Annotated in this window: 16 protein-coding genes; 6 read left to right on the forward strand and 10 right to left on the reverse strand. The window is 59.9% G+C overall.

Features of this window, described 5'->3' with window-relative positions; genetic code table 11:
- Positions 1-555: 555 nt before the first annotated feature.
- From egtD to ACUN9V_RS16765, 10 genes are all read right to left on the reverse strand, one after another.
- The gene (gene egtD / locus ACUN9V_RS16720; RefSeq protein ID WP_445512218.1) at positions 556-1,518 is read right to left on the reverse strand and encodes an L-histidine N(alpha)-methyltransferase; all 963 of its coding nucleotides are present in this window, start codon (positions 1,516-1,518) and stop codon (positions 556-558) included.
- Between the two features lie 2 nt (positions 1,519-1,520).
- Positions 1,521-2,822 carry an ergothioneine biosynthesis protein EgtB gene (gene egtB, locus ACUN9V_RS16725; protein WP_445512219.1) on the reverse strand — a complete coding sequence of 434 codons (1,302 nt, stop codon included), beginning with the start codon at positions 2,820-2,822 and terminating at the stop codon, positions 1,521-1,523.
- Between the two features lie 63 nt (positions 2,823-2,885).
- On the reverse strand, positions 2,886-4,295 hold the full coding sequence (locus ACUN9V_RS16730) for an NADH-quinone oxidoreductase subunit N (RefSeq protein WP_445512220.1): 1,410 nt from the start codon (positions 4,293-4,295) through the stop codon (positions 2,886-2,888).
- Positions 4,295-5,782 carry a complex I subunit 4 family protein gene (locus tag ACUN9V_RS16735; RefSeq protein WP_445512221.1) on the reverse strand — a complete coding sequence of 496 codons (1,488 nt, stop codon included), beginning with the start codon at positions 5,780-5,782 and terminating at the stop codon, positions 4,295-4,297. The genes ACUN9V_RS16730 and ACUN9V_RS16735 overlap by 1 nt, the downstream gene beginning before the upstream one ends.
- Entirely contained in the window at positions 5,779-7,665 is a 1,887-nt protein-coding gene (locus tag ACUN9V_RS16740; RefSeq protein ID WP_445512222.1) for an NADH-quinone oxidoreductase subunit 5 family protein, read from the reverse strand. Before ACUN9V_RS16740 ends, ACUN9V_RS16735 begins: the two co-directional genes overlap by 4 nt.
- On the reverse strand, positions 7,665-7,970 hold the full coding sequence (nuoK, locus tag ACUN9V_RS16745) for an NADH-quinone oxidoreductase subunit NuoK (RefSeq protein WP_035413666.1): 306 nt from the start codon (positions 7,968-7,970) through the stop codon (positions 7,665-7,667). Before nuoK ends, ACUN9V_RS16740 begins: the two co-directional genes overlap by 1 nt.
- Positions 7,971-7,997: 27 nt before the next feature.
- The gene (locus ACUN9V_RS16750) at positions 7,998-8,630 is read right to left on the reverse strand and encodes an NADH-quinone oxidoreductase subunit J (RefSeq protein ID WP_445512223.1); all 633 of its coding nucleotides are present in this window, start codon (positions 8,628-8,630) and stop codon (positions 7,998-8,000) included.
- Positions 8,630-9,553 carry an NADH-quinone oxidoreductase subunit H gene (locus tag ACUN9V_RS16755; RefSeq protein ID WP_445512224.1) on the reverse strand — a complete coding sequence of 308 codons (924 nt, stop codon included), beginning with the start codon at positions 9,551-9,553 and terminating at the stop codon, positions 8,630-8,632. Before ACUN9V_RS16755 ends, ACUN9V_RS16750 begins: the two co-directional genes overlap by 1 nt.
- Positions 9,546-10,856, reverse strand: coding sequence for a hypothetical protein (locus tag ACUN9V_RS16760; RefSeq protein ID WP_139313695.1), 1,311 nt, complete (start codon positions 10,854-10,856; stop codon positions 9,546-9,548). The genes ACUN9V_RS16755 and ACUN9V_RS16760 overlap by 8 nt, the downstream gene beginning before the upstream one ends.
- Positions 10,847-11,086 carry an NADH-quinone oxidoreductase subunit A gene (locus ACUN9V_RS16765; protein WP_246837775.1) on the reverse strand — a complete coding sequence of 80 codons (240 nt, stop codon included), beginning with the start codon at positions 11,084-11,086 and terminating at the stop codon, positions 10,847-10,849. Before ACUN9V_RS16765 ends, ACUN9V_RS16760 begins: the two co-directional genes overlap by 10 nt.
- 593 nt (positions 11,087-11,679) lie before the next feature.
- Here ACUN9V_RS16765 and ACUN9V_RS16770 point away from each other — a divergent pair.
- From ACUN9V_RS16770 to ACUN9V_RS16795, 6 genes are all read left to right on the forward strand, one after another.
- Positions 11,680-12,345 (forward strand): response regulator, encoded by a 666-nt coding sequence (locus tag ACUN9V_RS16770; RefSeq protein ID WP_445512225.1) that lies wholly within the window; start codon positions 11,680-11,682, stop codon positions 12,343-12,345.
- 145 nt (positions 12,346-12,490) lie between these two features.
- A complete protein-coding gene (locus ACUN9V_RS16775; protein ID WP_445512226.1) occupies positions 12,491-13,642 on the forward strand; it encodes an ATP-binding protein in 1,152 nt (383 codons plus the stop codon).
- 96 nt (positions 13,643-13,738) lie between these two features.
- Positions 13,739-14,194, forward strand: a complete 456-nt coding sequence (locus tag ACUN9V_RS16780; RefSeq protein ID WP_445512227.1) for a DUF411 domain-containing protein — start codon at positions 13,739-13,741, stop codon at positions 14,192-14,194.
- Positions 14,195-14,285: 91 nt separating this feature from the next.
- Positions 14,286-14,795, forward strand: coding sequence for a cupredoxin domain-containing protein (locus tag ACUN9V_RS16785; RefSeq protein ID WP_445512228.1), 510 nt, complete (start codon positions 14,286-14,288; stop codon positions 14,793-14,795).
- 60 nt (positions 14,796-14,855) lie between these two features.
- Positions 14,856-16,820, forward strand: coding sequence for a copper resistance system multicopper oxidase (locus ACUN9V_RS16790; protein ID WP_445512229.1), 1,965 nt, complete (start codon positions 14,856-14,858; stop codon positions 16,818-16,820).
- Positions 16,813-17,595: a copper resistance protein B gene (locus tag ACUN9V_RS16795; protein WP_445512230.1), complete on the forward strand. Its 783-nt coding sequence runs from the start codon at positions 16,813-16,815 to the stop codon at positions 17,593-17,595. The genes ACUN9V_RS16790 and ACUN9V_RS16795 overlap by 8 nt, the downstream gene beginning before the upstream one ends.
- Positions 17,596-17,604 lie beyond the last annotated feature (9 nt).

Here is a 17,604-nt window from a genome sequence, read left to right on the forward strand (position 1 = left end):
ACTGGTAAGGAGGCATGCGAGGCGGGCTGCTGGTTAGCTGCCATGTTCGTTGTCCTGTTTAGCGATGGCCTGCGGATCGTGTAATCGCTCGCTCTTTAAGCTAAAAATGCCCCTATTGTTGTGATCCGATGAAATCGACATCCGTATAAAAGTGGCATTCGCCATCCTGCACGAGTTGATCCATGGCAAGATAGCGGCATATTTCCCCCTGAGTTTGGCGGGCTCGTACTCGACTAGGGGTATTTGATCGCGGAAGCCGCTCAAGCCGTCAATATCCGTGCCAGCCCTTGAGACGCTGGGTCGAACGGTTTCGAACGGAGCGTAGCGGTGCGTGAAAGTCAGAGGGCAGTTTGCCCAAAGCCCCCGCTCCGCCGAAAGTTGAACCTTAATGATGCATATCTGGGTACGGAATCGATGGTATTACTCGCCAGTCGTACTGGATTAATCTCGCTGCGCATCGAAATTATTGTAATTATCTTAACGAATTCCCGCTCAACTTTATCCAATTAAAAATGACATAAAGCCTCAAATACTTTAGTGAATCCCACTTCTTTTTTAGGCACGACCCAGATAGTGCACGCTAAACAAGCCTTGAGTATCAGTCCAGCAGGAAATCGCTTCAAATCCTGCACGATCTGCCAGTGCCTGAAAGCCCTCGACCGTATATTTGTAGGAATTTTCTGTATGGATGGTCTCGCCTTCCAGAAAATGGAAGCGCTCGCCCTCGATCGCGACGAACTGGGGTAACTGGCTGACCAGGTGCATCTCGATGCGGGATTGCGCCTCGTTGAAGAAAGCCCGGTGGGCGAAATGCCCGGGATCGATTGCGGTGTTTAGCTCTGCGCGCAGCCGATCCAGCAGGTTCAGGTTGAACGCTGCCGTCACGCCCGCCGCATCGTTGTAGGCGGCTTCGAGTGTCGCCTTGTCCTTGAGCAGGTCGACACCTATCAACAACCCGCTGCCTATGGGCAGCAAGGAGCGCAAGCCGCGCAGGAAATCTTCGGCGGCCTGGGGATCGAAATTGCCGATGCTCGATCCCGGAAAGAAGCCGACCGGCCGTTCGCATCCCAGCCCCTCCGGCAGGACCATGTTGCAAGAGAAGTCGGCACAGGCGGCGTGTACCTCGAGCCATGGATAATCGGCAGCCAGGCGACGCGTGCTTTCGAGCAGGAAGTCTCGGGATATATCGATGCCGAGATAGCTTGACGGTCGCATGGCTTCCAGCAGTAACCGTACCTTGCGACTTGCTCCGCTGCCGAGCTCGATCAACGTCGCCTCAATCCCGGCGATGTCCGCTATCTCACCGGCGGCGTTGGCCAAGATCAGCTCCTCGGTTCGTGTCGGGTAGTACTCCGGCTGTGCGCAGATCCGGTCGAACAGCTCGGAACCCCGCTGATCGTAGAAGAACTTTGGCGAGGCGAATTTCTGGTCGGCGCTGAACCCCATCAATATCTCATCGCGAAGCGACGTTTTGGCAGGGGTCGTGTGCAGGTCATGGAATTGTACGGCCAGGGTCATGATCAGCTCTCCTTGGCAAGACGGAAGCCGGAAAATGCCCAGCGGGCATGAGGCGGGAAGAAGTTGCGATAGGTGGCGCGGATATGATCGGCCGGCGTCGCACAACAGCCGCCTCGCAACACCATCTGGTCGGACATGAACTTGCCGTTGTATTCGCCCAGGCTGCCCGGCAACTTGCGAAACCCCGGATAGGGGCGATAGGCGCTGCCCGTCCACTCCCAGACATCGCCGAACATCTGGCCCGGCGCATCTGTGTCCCCGGCAGCGGCGACCGGCTGCAAATGGTCCTGCACGACGAAGTTGCCCTGAATGGAGGCATCATGGGCCACCGTCTCCCACTCGGCCTCTGTGGGCAGACGGGCGCCGGCCCACTGCGCATAGGCATCGGCCTCAAAGAAGCTGACATGGCAGACCGGCGCGTTCTTGTCGACCGGCACCAGGCCGCCCAGAGTGTAGTGATGCCAGACACCGTCGCGCTCGACCCAGTAAAGCGGCGCCTGCCAGCCTTCGGCCTTGACCGTGGCCCAACCGTCCGACAGCCAGTGATCGGGCTTGTCGTATCCGCCCGCCTGCATGAACTCGAGAAACTCGCCGTTGGTCACCGGACGGTCGGCGATCTGGAAAGCCTCGACGAACTGGCGGTGACGCCCCATCTCGTTGTCGTAGGCAAAGCCCCCCTCGGTGTCGTCATGGCCGATGTGCCGAACGCCGGCGGGATAGGCATGCCAGCCGAGCGCAGCGACGTCATGCGCAGGCGTCGGCGCCAGGTCGCCCCGGTAGACCGGGCATAGCGGGTTCTGGGCCAGGATGTGCTTGATATCCATCAGCAGCAGTTCCTGATGCTGCTGTTCGTGCGGTAGGCCCAGCTCGAGACGTCGGAGAATCTCCTGGAGATGTTCCTGAGGTGGATCGTTAAGCAATTCTTCCATGGCCCGGTCGATGTGCGCGCGATAGCAATAGACATCGTCCACGGTCGGCCGCGAGATCATGCCGCGCTCGGGCCGGGGAAACGGCGTGCCGTGGGTCACGTAATAGGAATTGAAGAGGTGGTCGTACGCGGAGTCGAGGGTCTGATAGGTGGAATGAAACGGTTTCAGAATGAAGGCTTCGAAGAACCAGCTGACATGGGCGATGTGCCATTTCGGCGGGCTGACATCCGGCATGCTCTGCACCATATAGTCTTCCTTGTGCAGAGGTGCACAGATGGCCTCGGTGACGGCACGGATCCGCTGGTACGCGCGCAGCCATTCCTTGGCGTGCAGGTTGTCTGGCGTTTCAATTGCCAAACCTTGAGCAGTTGACATGGACGACTCCTTTCTCAGTATCACTCCATTGATGTGGATCCGGCAGGCTAGGCCCGCCGGGGCCTATAGTGCAAAGCGTATCGAGCCTGTAAATAATGAGAGCACTTCTGCGCCAAGCCCTCCGACGATCAGCAGCACGCCAGACACGATCATTGTGGATCGAGCCCACTGGCCCGACAGCACATGCACGGCGGAATGGTTACTGCCGAACATCATCGGCGCGACGATGCGCAGGTAATAGAACAGCGAGATGACGGTATTGATCACCGCCACGAGCGCCAGCCAGGCGTAACCGCCCTCGATCGTGACGCGAAACAGCATCAGTTTGCCGAAGAAGCCGACCAAAGGTGGGATACCCACCAGGGATAACAGCGACACGATCAGTATCGTTGCCGTGATCGGTGCGTGTCGGGCCAGCCCCCGGTAATCGTCCAGTGCGGTACGTCCCCGCAGGTGCGTGACCACGGCGAAGGCAGCCAGGTTGGCCATGGCATAGGTTGCCAGGAAGAACACCAGTGCCGGCAGGGCCTGATCGCTGATGCCCATCACCACAATGGCCATCAGGGCATATCCTGACTGGGAAACCGATGACCAGCCCAGCAGACGGCGCACATCCGTCTGTCGCAATGCCGCCACGTTGCCCAGCGTCATGGTGGCGACGGAGATCGATGCCACGATCGCCCGCCAGACGACATCCGGTGGCAGCAAGGAAACAAAGCGGGCCAGCGCTACCGCGGCGCCGATCTTGGGGATGACGGTCAGAAAGGCCGCCGCCGGTACCGGGGAACCCTGCGCCACGTCCGGCATCCAGGCATGGGCCGGAAACGCCGCCAGCTTGAAGGTCAGACCCAGCACGACGCAGGCCGTGGCGATGGTCAGCGCCAGGCGGTCGCTGTTCGTGGCCAGCGCCTGGGTAATGTCCGGATACCCGGTACTGCCGGTCAGGCCGAACAGCACCACCACCCCGATCGTCAGCAACGTATTGGTCAAGGCGCCGATCAGGAAATACTTCATCCCGGCTTCCAGCGCGGGCGCCCAGCCACGGTGGTAGGCGGCCAGCGGGTAACTGGCCACCGAGGATAACAGCACGCCCAACACCAACTCCATGGTATCGCTGGCCGATGCCATCATGATCACGCCCAGCAGGGCGAACAGCACCAGTGCGTAGTACTCGCCATGGCGGCGATCGGCCCGCATCCATTCAGGCGACATCGCAACGACCAGCGCACCGGCGGCCAGCACGACCAGCTTGCTGGCGAGCGCCACGCCATCCAGGGCCCAGACACCGGAAAACGTCAGCCGCGGCGTCCCGCCCCATTGCGCGAAGGTCAGCCCCGCACCGAGACCGATAGCGAGCAGGGCCAGCACAGCTGCCCAGTGATGCTGCCGCTGACGGACGAAGCTGGCGAACAGGACGATCGCCACCGCGCCCAGCGTCAGGCTGATTTCCGGCAATACGTCACCGATAGGCATCAGTGGCCTCCCATCAACAGCGTCGCCGATGCCTCGACCAGTGTCAGCAGAAACGCCGGCGCCACGCCGATGATCACGAAGCCTGCCGACAACACCGCGAGCACGCCCCACTCGATGGGACGCAGATCCTCGAACTGCGCCCAGCGCTCCGGCATCGCCCCGAAGAACACCTTCTGCAGCATCTGCAGGAACAATGCTGCCGTCACCAGGATGCCCAGCACGCCGATGACGGCGAGCCACGGATAGACACCAAAGGTGCCGACAAAGATATGGAATTCCGCCACGAAGCCGGCCAGGCCAGGCAGGCCCAGACTGGCAAACGATGCGAGCACGGCGAAAGCGGTCAACCACGGAGCCTGACGAAGCAATCCACCGTAGCTGTCCAGGTCGTACTCCTCGGTGCGCTGCCAGAATGAGCCACAGATCAGGAATAGCGTGCCAGTGATCAGACCATGCGCCACCATTTGCACCGTTGCCCCGGTCAGCGCTATTTGCCGGGCGACAGTGTCATCGCTTAGCACCGCGGCGGCTACGGCGATCCCCAGTACCGTGTAGCCCATGTGGTTGATCGAGGTGTAGGCGATGCGTCGCTTGAGATTACGCTGTGCGAGCGCGACCAGGGCGCCGTAGAGTATCGAAACGACGGCGAGCACGGCGATGACCAGGGCATAGCGAGCGAACGTCTCCGCCATCATGGCGAACGGAATGCGGATGATCCCGTAGGTGCCCATCTTGAGCAGCACACCCGCCAATATTGCCGAGACCGGCCCCGGTGCATCGACATGCGCCTGCGGCAGCCAGGTATGCACGGGCACCATCGGCGTCTTGATCGCAAAGCCCAGCATCAGTGCCAGAAATACCAGCCCGGCGTAGAGCCCGGTACCGGCCAGTGGCTGCTGTTCGATAAGCACGCGCATGTCGAAGGTATGCGGTTCGACCGACAGGTAAAGCCCGATGATCGCCAGCAGCAGCAATAGTGAGCCAAAGAAGGTGTATAGAAAGAACTTGAACGCGGCGAGCTGCGCCTGGCCATGCCCCCAGCGGCCGATCAGGAAGAACATCCCCACTAGGCTCAGATCGAAGAAGACATAGAAGAGCAGCAGATCCAGCGCCAGGAAGACACCCAGTGACACGGACTGCAGGAAGAGCATCCAGGCGTAGTACTGGCGAGGCTGATGCTTCGTGTCCACGGGGTAGGCGATACTCGCCGAGAAAACCAGGGCGCTCATCGTCGCGACAGCCAACGCAATGCCATCCACGCCCAACCTGTAGCCCATGCCCAGGCTGGGTACCCAGGGTACCTCCTCGACGAACTGGAATAGCGCACCTTGCGGATCGAACTGTCGCCACGCCCAAGCCAGCAACAGCACCGGCAACACCGAGACCGCAATGGCAAATCGACGAGCCGTGACCTCGGTCCAACGGCTTGAAACGGCGAGTACGAGGGCCCCCAGCATGGGAAGCCCCAAGGCTGCAGTCAAAATCAAAGGAGCACTCCTATGCTCAGAATGATCAGGATCGCGGCGAGTCCTGCCGCGATACCGGTGTAGTAGTGATGCATCTGCCCGGTGTGCGCCCGACGTGCCACCTGCCCCGCCCAGTCGACACCCTTCGCGAGCTGGCTTGTGGCGCCATCGAACGCGCCTTCGCCACGCCGCTCTCCCAGCCTGGCCAGCCACACACCGAAGCGGGCACTGCCACGGATCCCGGCATCCACGGCGCGATCGTCGAAACGTGCCAGGCCATGGCTGAACATCATCACGGCATCCGCACCTCGCGCCGTCAACGTGGGCAGGCCCAGCCAGTCCGCCATATCGGAACGCTTTTCGCTCTGCTGGCTCGACACCTCACGACGCACCGCCCAGGCGCCGAGGCCCACACCCAGCGCCACCAGCAGTAGCGATACGATCAGTTCCCATAGCTTGGTCTTGGGGAAGTGCACAGACAGCAAATCAGCAAGGCTATTTCCGACACCGGGCCACCAGAGTAGCGATAGCGCCAGCGTGCCTGCCGCCAGCAGGTAGAGCGAGATGGCCTCCGCCCGGGAGTGCCCGGACCGGGAGGAAGCGGTACTCGTACGGTCCTGCCGCCCCCGCCCGAACGCCAGCAGTTGAAAGCGTGTGGCGTATAGCGCACTGAGGCCTCCCGCCACGGCGGCAATCACGGCCAGCCAGGACGCCTGATGGCCGGCGGCCGTGACGATCTTCTCCTTGCTCCACGCCGCACTCAGCGGAACGACCCCCGCCAGTGCCAGGCTGGCCACCATGGCGGCTGCCGCGACGCCCGGAAGCAGGCGGCCCAGGCGCATCGCGTGAAGCGAATAGCTGCCGACATGGCGTTCGGCGATGCCGGCCGCCAGAAACAGGGCCGCTTTCGTGAACGCATGCGTGACGAAATGCACCAGGGCGACACCGGGAAAGCCTGCCCCTGCCGCCAGCCACATCAGGCCATACTGGGCCGACGTCGAGGCGGCCAGCAGCTTCTTGGCATGGTCCTGAAGACAGGCCACGAGCCCCCCTGCCAGGGCGGTGGCCATTCCAAGCGTGATGGCGACCGGCGCAAACCAGGCGACTGCGGATAGTTCCGCATGCAGCCGAATCACCAGGTAGATCCCTGCCGCGACCATGGTCGCCGCATGGAGCAATGCCGACACCGGTGTCGGCCCGGACATGGCGGCAAATAGCCATGGAGAGAACGGCACCTGGGCGGACTTTGCGGCGGCGGCCAGCACCGCGCCGGCAACGAACACGTCCAGCAGCCACCCATCGAGTTGGGCCAGGTCTGCAAAGGCAAACGAGCCCGTGCCGGCGAACGCCGCCGCCGCGGCAATGTACAACCCCAGATCCCCGAATCGAGTCACCAGGAATGCCCAGGCGGCATCCCGCAGGTTGCCGGCCTTCTGCCACTCATGGGCGATCAGCGCCCACGAACACGCCCCGACCAGCTCCCACGCGATCAATAGGGTGACGAAATCCTCGGCCAGGACGAGCAGTTCCATCGCCCCGACGAACGCCGTCAGCAGCGCCACCAGTCCGATGGGCGGGCCCGCTGTTCCCCCGTCACTGACAGGCGATGCTTCATGGTAGGCGCTGTAGATGATGATCGGAGCGGCGACCAGTGGCACGACGATGGCGAACACGGTGCTCGCGGACGTCATCCCAATCGACAAGATGATTCGGGAACTCCAGCGATAGGTGCCGCCCCAATCCGCCGTTACCGCGACGCTCACGAGCAGCAAAGTAGCGACAGTGATCGCCACCCCCGCCAGGGCCAGCGCGGCGCGGCCCCTATCTTCGCCCAGCCAACGCTTGCCGAGCCCATAGATGACGGGGGCGGCCAGCAGCGGCAAGAGAGGAACGGACCACAGCATCAGTGCTTCAGCCCGGTCAGCGATTCGGTCATGTCGGCCTGCTTACCGCGGAAGACTGCGACCACCAGGGCAAATCCCATCGCCATCTCGATGGCCATCACGGCCATGACGATGATCGTCAGTAGTTGCCCTTCCGGCGCCCCGGCCCCGCTGAAAGCCCAGAACGCCACAGCCGCCAGCATGACACCGTTGAGGATCAGCTCCAGCCCCATCATCAGCATCACGAAAGACTGCTGGGAAAGCGCTCCATAGATCCCGATACCGATCAGTGCCGCTGCCAATAGCAAAAGTGTGGTGAGTGTCATGCAAGCCCCCCTGCCTGTCTGTTTTGGTCAGTGGTGATGATGGTGATGGCCGCCATGCTCGCCCTCTTCGTCCTCCTCGGGCTTGCCTGCCGGGTCGCCGCCCGGTGCCAGCCTCGGCGGCATCGACCCCTCCGTCGCCGCGCCATAGCGTCCGCGATGGCTCGATAGCACCACCACGCCGATCATGGTGGTCAGCAGCACGAGGCCCGCCGATTCGAAGATCAGCATCGAATCACCGAGCATTTCGTTGCCCAGTGACCTGACGGGATCGAGGCTTGCCGGCACCGGCTGGTCGGGAAAGGTCGCCAACAGCGCCATGGCGCCGAGTACCAGGAAGCCGACGATGCCGGCCCCGATGGAGATACGTTCCTGATGAACCATGTTCATGGGATTCAGGCCGGCCGGGTTCATCATGAACATGACCATGAACAGCGCCATGACCGTCATTTCCACGGCCATCATGAAGAACATGGCGACGCCCAGGTATTCCGCCGCCAATAGGATCATGATCACGCCTACGGCAATGAACGACACCAGCAAAAAAAAGGAGGCCCGTACCATCGAGTCGGTGCGAAACACGCGCCACCCGGTAACCACCGCCAGCGTGGCCAGCAACAGAAACGCGATATCGACACCGATGCCGTGATTCATGCTCTCCATCACAACAGCGCTCCTATCCCGGCCCACACCAGATCGATAAACGACAGCGGCAGCAACACGACCCACATCAAGGTGACGCAGCGCTCCGGCGCCAGTCGCGGCAGTAGCCGCCCGAGCAACAGCAGCACGATCAATACCGCCAGCATCTTGATGGACATCCATAACGGGCCGGGCAGCCAGGGCCCCGCCCAGCCACCCAGGAAGGCAGTCGCTGCCACGCCGCTAAACGCGACCAGCATGGCCGCTCGGGCCATGTCCCAGACCAACCGTGGCGCACCCGAGATCTCCGAGGCCGTGCCGCCAGCCAGATCCGTCGAATCGGCCAGGTTCAACGGCCCCCAGAAGGTCATGCCCAGGCCGACGATGAGAAACAGTGGTAGTCCCAGCGGCTGGCGGATGACATTCCACAGCTCTTCCTGCGAAGCCACCACCTGGGTGAACTGCAGCGATTCGGCCGGCAATGCCACACCGATCAACACGAACATGCTGATCAGGATGTAGGAGAGCCCCAGCGCCACATACCGGTATCCGCCGATCAAGGCCAGTAACGAATTCGCCGACCAGCCATGCAAGAAGATGACGACGGTCGCCAGCGCTTCCACGCTGCCCCACAGCACCACGCTGGTGACCAGATCCGTGGCAACCAGTGAGGCCGACCATGGCACCACCGCCAGTCCGCTCGCCGCCAACGCCAGATACAGGGCCGGTGCCAGTCGCCAGGCGCGCCAGTCCGGCGCTTCGGTGGCATTGGCGTGCTGGGTCAGCAACCAGGCTCCGCGCGCCATCGGCGCCAGCCAGATACGCCCGGCCTGAGGGATGCCAAGAGCGCTGGCAACCAGGCGATCAAGCACGGCAACGGCATAGCCGCCGACAACCAGCATGAAGATCACCATGAGAACCGGCAGAAATAGCTCGCTAAACATCGTTTCCGTTGCCTCCCCGCGCCGCGCGGGACTCACCGGATGGCTGTGTGCCGACAGGCTGGTCGGCCAACGCCGCGACATCCAGACTGGCGACCGTTGCCAGGGCGTCGCCCCACTCCAGCCCGGGCAACAGCTCATCGAAGAGCGCACTCGCATCCGCCGGCCGCCGCTCCGACCAGGGGCCACGCGGCGTCTCGATGCTGTCTGCTCGCTCCGTGTGTACGTTGTCACGTTCGGCCAGACGGGCCAGATGGAGGGATTGATCGATTTCATCCAGAAGCTGCCGCCAGCGAGCATGGGTATCGCCTTCGGCCTGACAGACGGGGGAGAACCCCAGCCGTCGATAGCCGGCGTCCTCCGAGCGCAGATCATCAGCCATTCCGGCAGCTCGGGCGGCAGGCCCGCCGATCATGCGTGCCTGCTCGGGGCCGAGCGCGCCTCCGCCCGCCGTCAGGCGAAAGAAGCCACTACGCGATAGCGCACGCCGCAATCCGTCGAGGGTGCTCGACGTCGACAATCCATGCGCCAAGCGCAAGGCTCTCAGGCTCACGCTCTCCAGGCCCGCCAGGTGTAACGCATGAAACAAACGCTGCAGATGATGGCGAACCCGGGCAAGCTCGACCTCCGCAATGGGGACGGGGCGCTCGTGCGCGTTGAAAAAGACCTCGTCGAGAAATTGTGGATACGGTGCAAACTGCGTTTTCCATGTCTCCACAAGATCCCCCTGGAGGGTGATCTCCGCCGCCATGCCGGGCGGAAACGCGAAAAAGAATGGCCCCAGCCGGAAAGTCAGTGAATCCAGCGTCAACCCGTCGCGGATGTCATCCTCCATGTTCATGGCCATGGGTCGCCCGTAGGGCACCCCACCCATCATGCCTTCACCGCCCTGGCCGAAATCGCCCTCGCCTTCCCAAGGATTGGGCGGCTCATCCGGCAGGAGACGATGGGCGCTGCCGCGGCGGCCTTCCATCAGCTCGCGATGCGCTTTGACCAGTGCGCCGGGCAGGTCATCGAGAGCGTCGATACGGGCCACGCGTTCCAGATGGGGCCAGGGTTCGCTGCGAAACCACAGCGTCGTGAAGGGGTATGGCAATTGGTCATGCACCCGGCGCAGGGGCTCGAAGCGGTCGGCCGGAATCTCCCCCGCCACCAGCAGCACGCTGGCGTGGCGCGGTGAGTCGACCAGTTCGATGTGTGGTGAAAGCACAAGGTGTCTCAACGCGCCAGCGCCATTGATCCCCAATACGGGAAACACGGGAACGCTGCCACGCGCCGCGAGCTTATGCAGCCAGTTCACTGCCACTTGAACACCCCCTCACGCCAGGCATAGACGATGCCCACCGACAGGATGGCGAGAAACATGCCCATCTCCATCATGGCTTTCATGCCCTTCTCGACGAATACGACTGCCCACGGGTACATGAACATCATTTCCATTTCGAAGGCGATCAACAGCAGTGTCATGGAGTAATAGCGAACGTGATAGCGGCTCCAGGCGTGGCTGTCGGGCGTCCCCCCGCCCAAAAACGGCACGCGTTGAGACCAGCTAGGCCGTGGCCGGTGACGTATGGGCAACCACTGCACCAACAAGCCGGCGCTCAGAGCAAGAATTAGAATGATTAGAAGAGCGAACAGCTCCATGCGTATCCCTCGCGTCGCTGACTCAACAATCCTCAGCCCGTACCAAGGGCTCTGACCTTAGGGCTTCTAGCCCGTTCGTTTCTAAAAACTAGGCGGCTTTTCTGAACGCAAGCTGAATGAATGTCCCTATTTAGCCCCTCGGTTAAAGTAGGTTAATAGAAGCCGGATTGCCAGGCCCTAATCGCTCCAGCAACCCGGCACTCTGCGCTTGGCATTATTAATAAATAATAGGCGCCGGTTTAAGGAGGCGGCGCCAGTGATCTACACAACTTACACAAGAGAGATTAGTAATCTAAAATTCGCCATTTCTTCGTTTACTGGGCTAAGCCGAACTCCAGGAAGTTAGGGTGAGTGGCGTAATAGATGAGAGAGGATAAAGCTGGCGCCCCATGATGATATCGCGTACAACGCATTCAGGATCTGTTCAGGAAAATCAGCTATTCTGAAAGGTAAAGCTCCGAAAGCTAAAGCAAACCCCTGCAAATATGAAAATTTTACTGATTGAAGATGACGAACTACTGGCGGAAAGCCTAGCCGAACTTCTCGATGACGCTGGATACCGCACCGACATAGCCCTCACCATGAGAACGGCGATGGCTCTATCAACTACGGAGGTGTATGCGCTGGTGATTCTCGATCTCGGCCTACCTGATGGTGCCGGATTGAATCTTCTCGCTAATTGGAGGCAGGCGCAATGGTCGGTGCCAATACTGATTTTGACTGCTAGAGATAGCTGGGTCGATAAAGTGGAGGGTCTTCGCATAGGCGCCGATGATTATATGACCAAGCCTTATCATGAGGAGGAACTGCTAGCCCGACTACAAGCGCTATTACGAAGGCAAGCAAATACCTTCTCCTCATTATTGGAGGTCAACGACATTCGTCTCGATGAGGCGCGGCAACAGTTCAGTTTGATGCACCAAGAATGGCAGACTTTGACCTCTACCGAATTCCGGTTATTACGCTATTTGATGCGCAACCCCGACCGCATCCACTCCAAGAGGCATTTGCTAGATCAACTTTATGCTCTTGAGCAAGACGCTGCCGAGCCCAATCTAGTCGAGGTCTATATCGGTAGATTACGCTCTCGGCTTGGTCGCGAACGAATTGTAACCCGCCGCGGCCAGGGGTACATGCTTGTTACGGCCTAATTCGCGAAGTCTGCGACTACGCTTACTCGGGGGGTTAGGCGTAGCAGCCCTAATAGTGGTGGGCAGCACCTGGATACTACACGGACTTCTATTAGACCGATTGGCACATAACTTTCTCGCTGATCGCTTGAAGCAGGAATCTGCGTTGGTCATTGGTCGTCTGCGCACCGACGGCCTGAAGGCATTGTCGTTGCCCCCCGATGCCAATCCCGCCGAAACTTTTCACCACTTCTATCAATTGCATATGAATGGACGCGTTTTCAGTACCCACGATGCGCTCAAGTCATTACCGATTGAAGAGTCGGGTGAAGGCGCCGAATTAATAAACTGGCGTAATCATCGCTTGCTCCTATGGCGGACTCGATTCTTTCTCGGCGGCGAATCGGCCACACTGATTGTGGGAGAGGATTTCACCGGTATCGAACAGGGGTTGACACGGCTGCACTGGTGGATCGGCGCAGTGGCAGTGGCATTACTGCTGTTGCTGATATTACTTAACCTATTTGCGGTTAACCGTGCCCTGCGTCCTTTCAGTCAGTTGTCGCGACAACTCATCGAGCTTCAACGCGGCGAGCGCCGTCGCCTTCAAATCAAGACCGTCTCCGAGTTAGAAGCGCCAATAGCCCAGCTGAACACGCTTCTCGATGAGCATGAACGGCGTCAGCAACGCTCGCGAGAGTCACTTGCTAACCTCTCTCATGCTATCAGAACCCCGCTCACCGCGGTCATGCAGGCTCTGCGTTCGAAGCGGGCCATGGATGAGAAACGCCGCATGCGTATGCTCGAACGGCTCAATGATATCGACGAAAAACTGGAAAGTGAGCTACGACAGTCACGTATCGTCGGTCAATCTACTGGCCAGCAACACACGGGGATGAAAGAGATCACCTCCATGCTGGAAATGTTTCAAACTCTATATCCCAATCGATTTTTTATTCTCGATGACACATCTATCACCGACTTTAGGATGCCACTGGAGCGTCAAGACGGGATGGAATTGCTGGGCATCGTGCTCGATAACGCGGGAAAGTGGGCGCGACAGAGAGTCGAGCTGACTTTGCTCGCCGCGCCATGCCGCCTGCGAATAGAGGATGACGGACCGGGGGTGCCTAACGACATGCTTGGGCAGCTCGGCCAGCGAGGTATGAGGCTCGATGAACAGTATCGAGGGCACGGTCTCGGGCTCTCCATTTTAGCGCAGCTAGCCGCGCGCTACGCCGGCCACGTAACCTATGACCGATCCAGCCTGGGTGGACTGAGGGTCGAGATAACTTTTGTCCCTCGCGGAACACCCTGAAAATATCTCCTCTCAGTAGCATTTTCCTTTCAGCGTTATTTCAGATTACCGGCGTCTACTGGCGATAGGAATTCAACAGCCCTCAGGATATCTGCCATGCCACGTAGGACTATCACACTGCTGTTATCCGCAACACTCACGCTGAGTGCTCAGTTCGCAAACGCCGCGCTGCCCGATAAAGCCATACTTTATAAAAGCCCTTCCTGCGGTTGTTGTGCAGCTTATGGGGAATATTTGGAGGAGCGTGGCGTTGAAGTCGAAGTAATAGAAACAACGAGTCTCAGTGATACCAAAGCGCGTCTCGGAGTTCCATATGGACTCGGAAGCTGCCATACCCTGGAGATGGGCGGCTACATCGTCGAGGGCCATGTACCCGGCGTGGCGCTCAGCCGGCTCTTCACCGAACGTCCGGACGTGAAAGGTATATCGCTGCCCGGCATGCCCGCTGGGACCCCAGGTATGCCCGGCGATCAGGTTCAGGCACTGACCGTGCATCAATTCGGTAATGATGAAACCCAACTGTTCATGACATTGCCGACATCGGCCGGGTGATACTTCCGACCGCAACATCTGGCCCTTTCGTATTTCGTCTTCCTCGGGCAATCGGACAAACGTGTCGCCCCTCTCTTTCCGTGGAGCTTTTATGAAATTTTTGTTTTTGCTTTTCACCTTTGCTGCCGTCACCACCTCTGCAATGGCCGACACCGGCCATGACCAGGGGAAAACAATTGACCCCGAACCTGATCGAACGATCGATATCCAGGCTGGGAGCATGTGGTTTGATGCCGATGAACTGCAGATCGCGCCAGGCACGACGGTACGTTTTCGTGTCGAAAACGTTTCCATGATTCCTCACGAATTTGCTATCGGCAGTAGCGGTATGCAGCAGATGCACCGTGACATGATGCAGCAGGGTGGTGATCACCACGGTGCTACCGACAGCAATGCCATGGCGGACAATCATCACGACGGCATGATGAACCAAAACGAGATGAGCCGTCAGAGTGCTGCCATCACGATAGCGCCGGGCGAGACCGAGACATTGACTTGGACCGCGCCCCAGCAAGGCGACGCCATTGAATACGCTTGCTTCTTGCCAGGCCACTACGAAGCCGGGATGAAAGGGACGGTCACGTTAAATTCGAATTCTTGAGCCTTGGCCACGCGTCACAAGCACTTCAGGCACGTCACTAGAACTCCAGGAAAGAAACTCATGAAACATCGTTCGATCGATAATGATCGTCGCCGTCTTCTGGTCGCGTTAGCCGGAACTGGCGCGCTGGCAGGGCTGGAGTCACTGTTACCAAGCTATGCGCGGGGAGAAACGCTTTCCCCCCGGAGCGGAATCGCGGCGCAGGTCGCAGGCGGCCCGCCCCGCCCAGTCTCGCTGGATTTCGACGTACGCCGCGAACGGGTCGCCATCGCCGGTGGCCACGGCAGCGGCATCACCATCAATCGTTCGATCCCCGCGCCGCTCATCGAACTGTGGGAGGGGCAAGGAGCGCGCCTGCGCATTCACAACCACCTCGATCAGGATACCTCTATTCACTGGCACGGTTTGATGCTGCCGTTTGAAATGGACGGTGTACCAGGCGTTTCCTTTCCCGGCATCGCCCCGGGCGAAAGTTTTGAAGCCGCATTTCCCGTGCGCCAGAGTGGGACTTATTGGTATCACAGTCACTCCGGTATGCAGGAGCAGATCGGTCTGACCGGGCCGCTTGTCGTTCATCCCGCAACACCCCATCGGATACAGGCCGATCGCGAATACGTGATCATGCTCAACGACTGGACCTTTGAAGATCCGCATCGGGTAATGGCACGGCTGAAAAGTCAGAGCGACTATTACAACTACAACGAACGCACGGCAGGCGATTTTCTCGAGGCCGTGGAGAAGGATGGCTGGATGTCGACGCTTCGTGACCGGCTCGCATGGAATAACATGCGCATGAGCCCCAACGACATCGCCGATGTGACCGGCTCCACCTACACCTACCTGATGAATGGACGCCATCCAGTGACGGGGTGGGAAGGACTATTCCAGCCCGGGGAACGCGTACGCCTGCGTGTCATCAATGCCTCGGCCATGACCTACTTCAACTTTCGCATTCCCGGCCTGCCGATGACGGTAGTCGGTGCTGACGGCCAGGAAGTGGAGCCGGTAGAGACCGACGAGTTTCAGATTGGCGTGGCGGAAACTCTCGACGTCATTGTCGAACCCCAAGCCAGCATCGCCTATACGCTGATGGCGGAGTCGATGGATCGCAGCGGCTACGCCCTGGGCACTTTGGCGCCTCGCGGCGGAATGCGCGCGGCGATACCGGCGCTGAGAGAACCACCCCAGCGCACGATGGTGGATATGGGCATGGACATGACGCACGGGGCCATGGGCGGCATGTCCGCCGATGCCATGACCGATATGGACCACGGCAAGGAAGAGTCCGGTGCCATGGGCGGCATGCACAATGGCATCACGTCGGGTATGGGCCACGGCGATGGACACGGCGCCATGGGTGGCATGAACGATGGTGCCATGTCGGGCATGAATCACAGCACCATGTCGAGTATGAACCAAGACGGCGGACGCGGAGCCATGGCCGGGATGGCGGGCATGGGTGCAGGCGATCCCGGGCCGGTCGTGGCGCGCCATGAGCCCGGCGGCCATGGGCCCGGCAACTTCAACGTCGCCGAGGTGCAACGCGACCGCCTCGATGAGCCAGGTACCGGGCTAGAGGCTGTCGACCATCGTGTACTCACTTACACGCAGCTGCGCAACGTCAAACCAATGCGCGACCGGCGGGCGCCCTCGCGGAACATCGAGTTACACCTGACCGGCAATATGGATCGCTACATGTGGTCGTTCGATGGCCTGACATACTCCGAATCCACGCCGATCGACATCGTGCTGGGTGAGCGCATTCGTCTGATCCTGGTCAATGACACCATGATGGAACACCCCATCCACTTACATGGCATGTTCATGGAACTGGAAAACGGCCAGGGAGATTATCTCCCATTCAAGCACACCCTCAGCGTACTACCCGCCTCACGTGCTTCGCTGTTGTTCACTGCCGATGAACCAGGACGCTGGGCGTTCCACTGCCATCTGCTATACCACATGGATGCCGGGATGTTCCGGGTGGTACGGGTAGCCCCGGCGGAGGCATTCGATAATGTTTAACAACAAACTCATTCACTGTGGTGCATTTTTGATCGCAGCTCTCTGGCTGCCCTCCGTCGCCTTCGGCGACCATCACGGTCGTGCCAATGTAGACGATGTCGTTCCCGAAGAGCCCCTGAATGCTCGTAGCGGCTCTCCCACCGAATGGAACGAACCGGTACATGACGACGCGGTATTCAGCCAAATACTGATCGACCGATTCGAATACCGAGATAGCAACGGCGCGCCCAATGCCTGGCTATGGGACGCCCAGGGCTGGATCGGTAACGATATCAACCGATTCTGGTGGAAAAGCGAGGGAGAGGGACCAATCAACGGTGGAAGCCCCGAGAGTAGTGATCTACAGCTACTCTATAGTCGCCTGGTCTCACCTTTCTGGAACTTGCAGGCCGGCGTACGCCAGAGCTTCAACCCTGATCCCGACCGACGCTTCGCGGTCGTGGGCTTCCAGGGTTTGGTGCCGCTGCTGCTGGAAACCGATACTGCGCTATATCTCAGTGACGAAGGTGATGTCAGTGCAAGCGCCGAGTTCGAATACGAGATGCTACTCACTCAGCGATTGATCCTGCAACCACGACTGGAGCTCTCAGCATCTTTCCAGGATGTTCCCGAGTACGACATTGAGCGCGGTTTTAACAGTAGTGAGATCGGTCTTCGTCTGCGCTACGACCTGATGAGGGAGCTAAGCCCATACGTGGGGGTTAGCTACGAACGTAATTACGATGATGATGAGTCAACAACTGCCTTGGTAATGGGTCTGCGCGCCTGGTACTAAAAGTCCAAA

It is taken from the genome of Salinicola sp. V024, assembly GCF_052645315.1.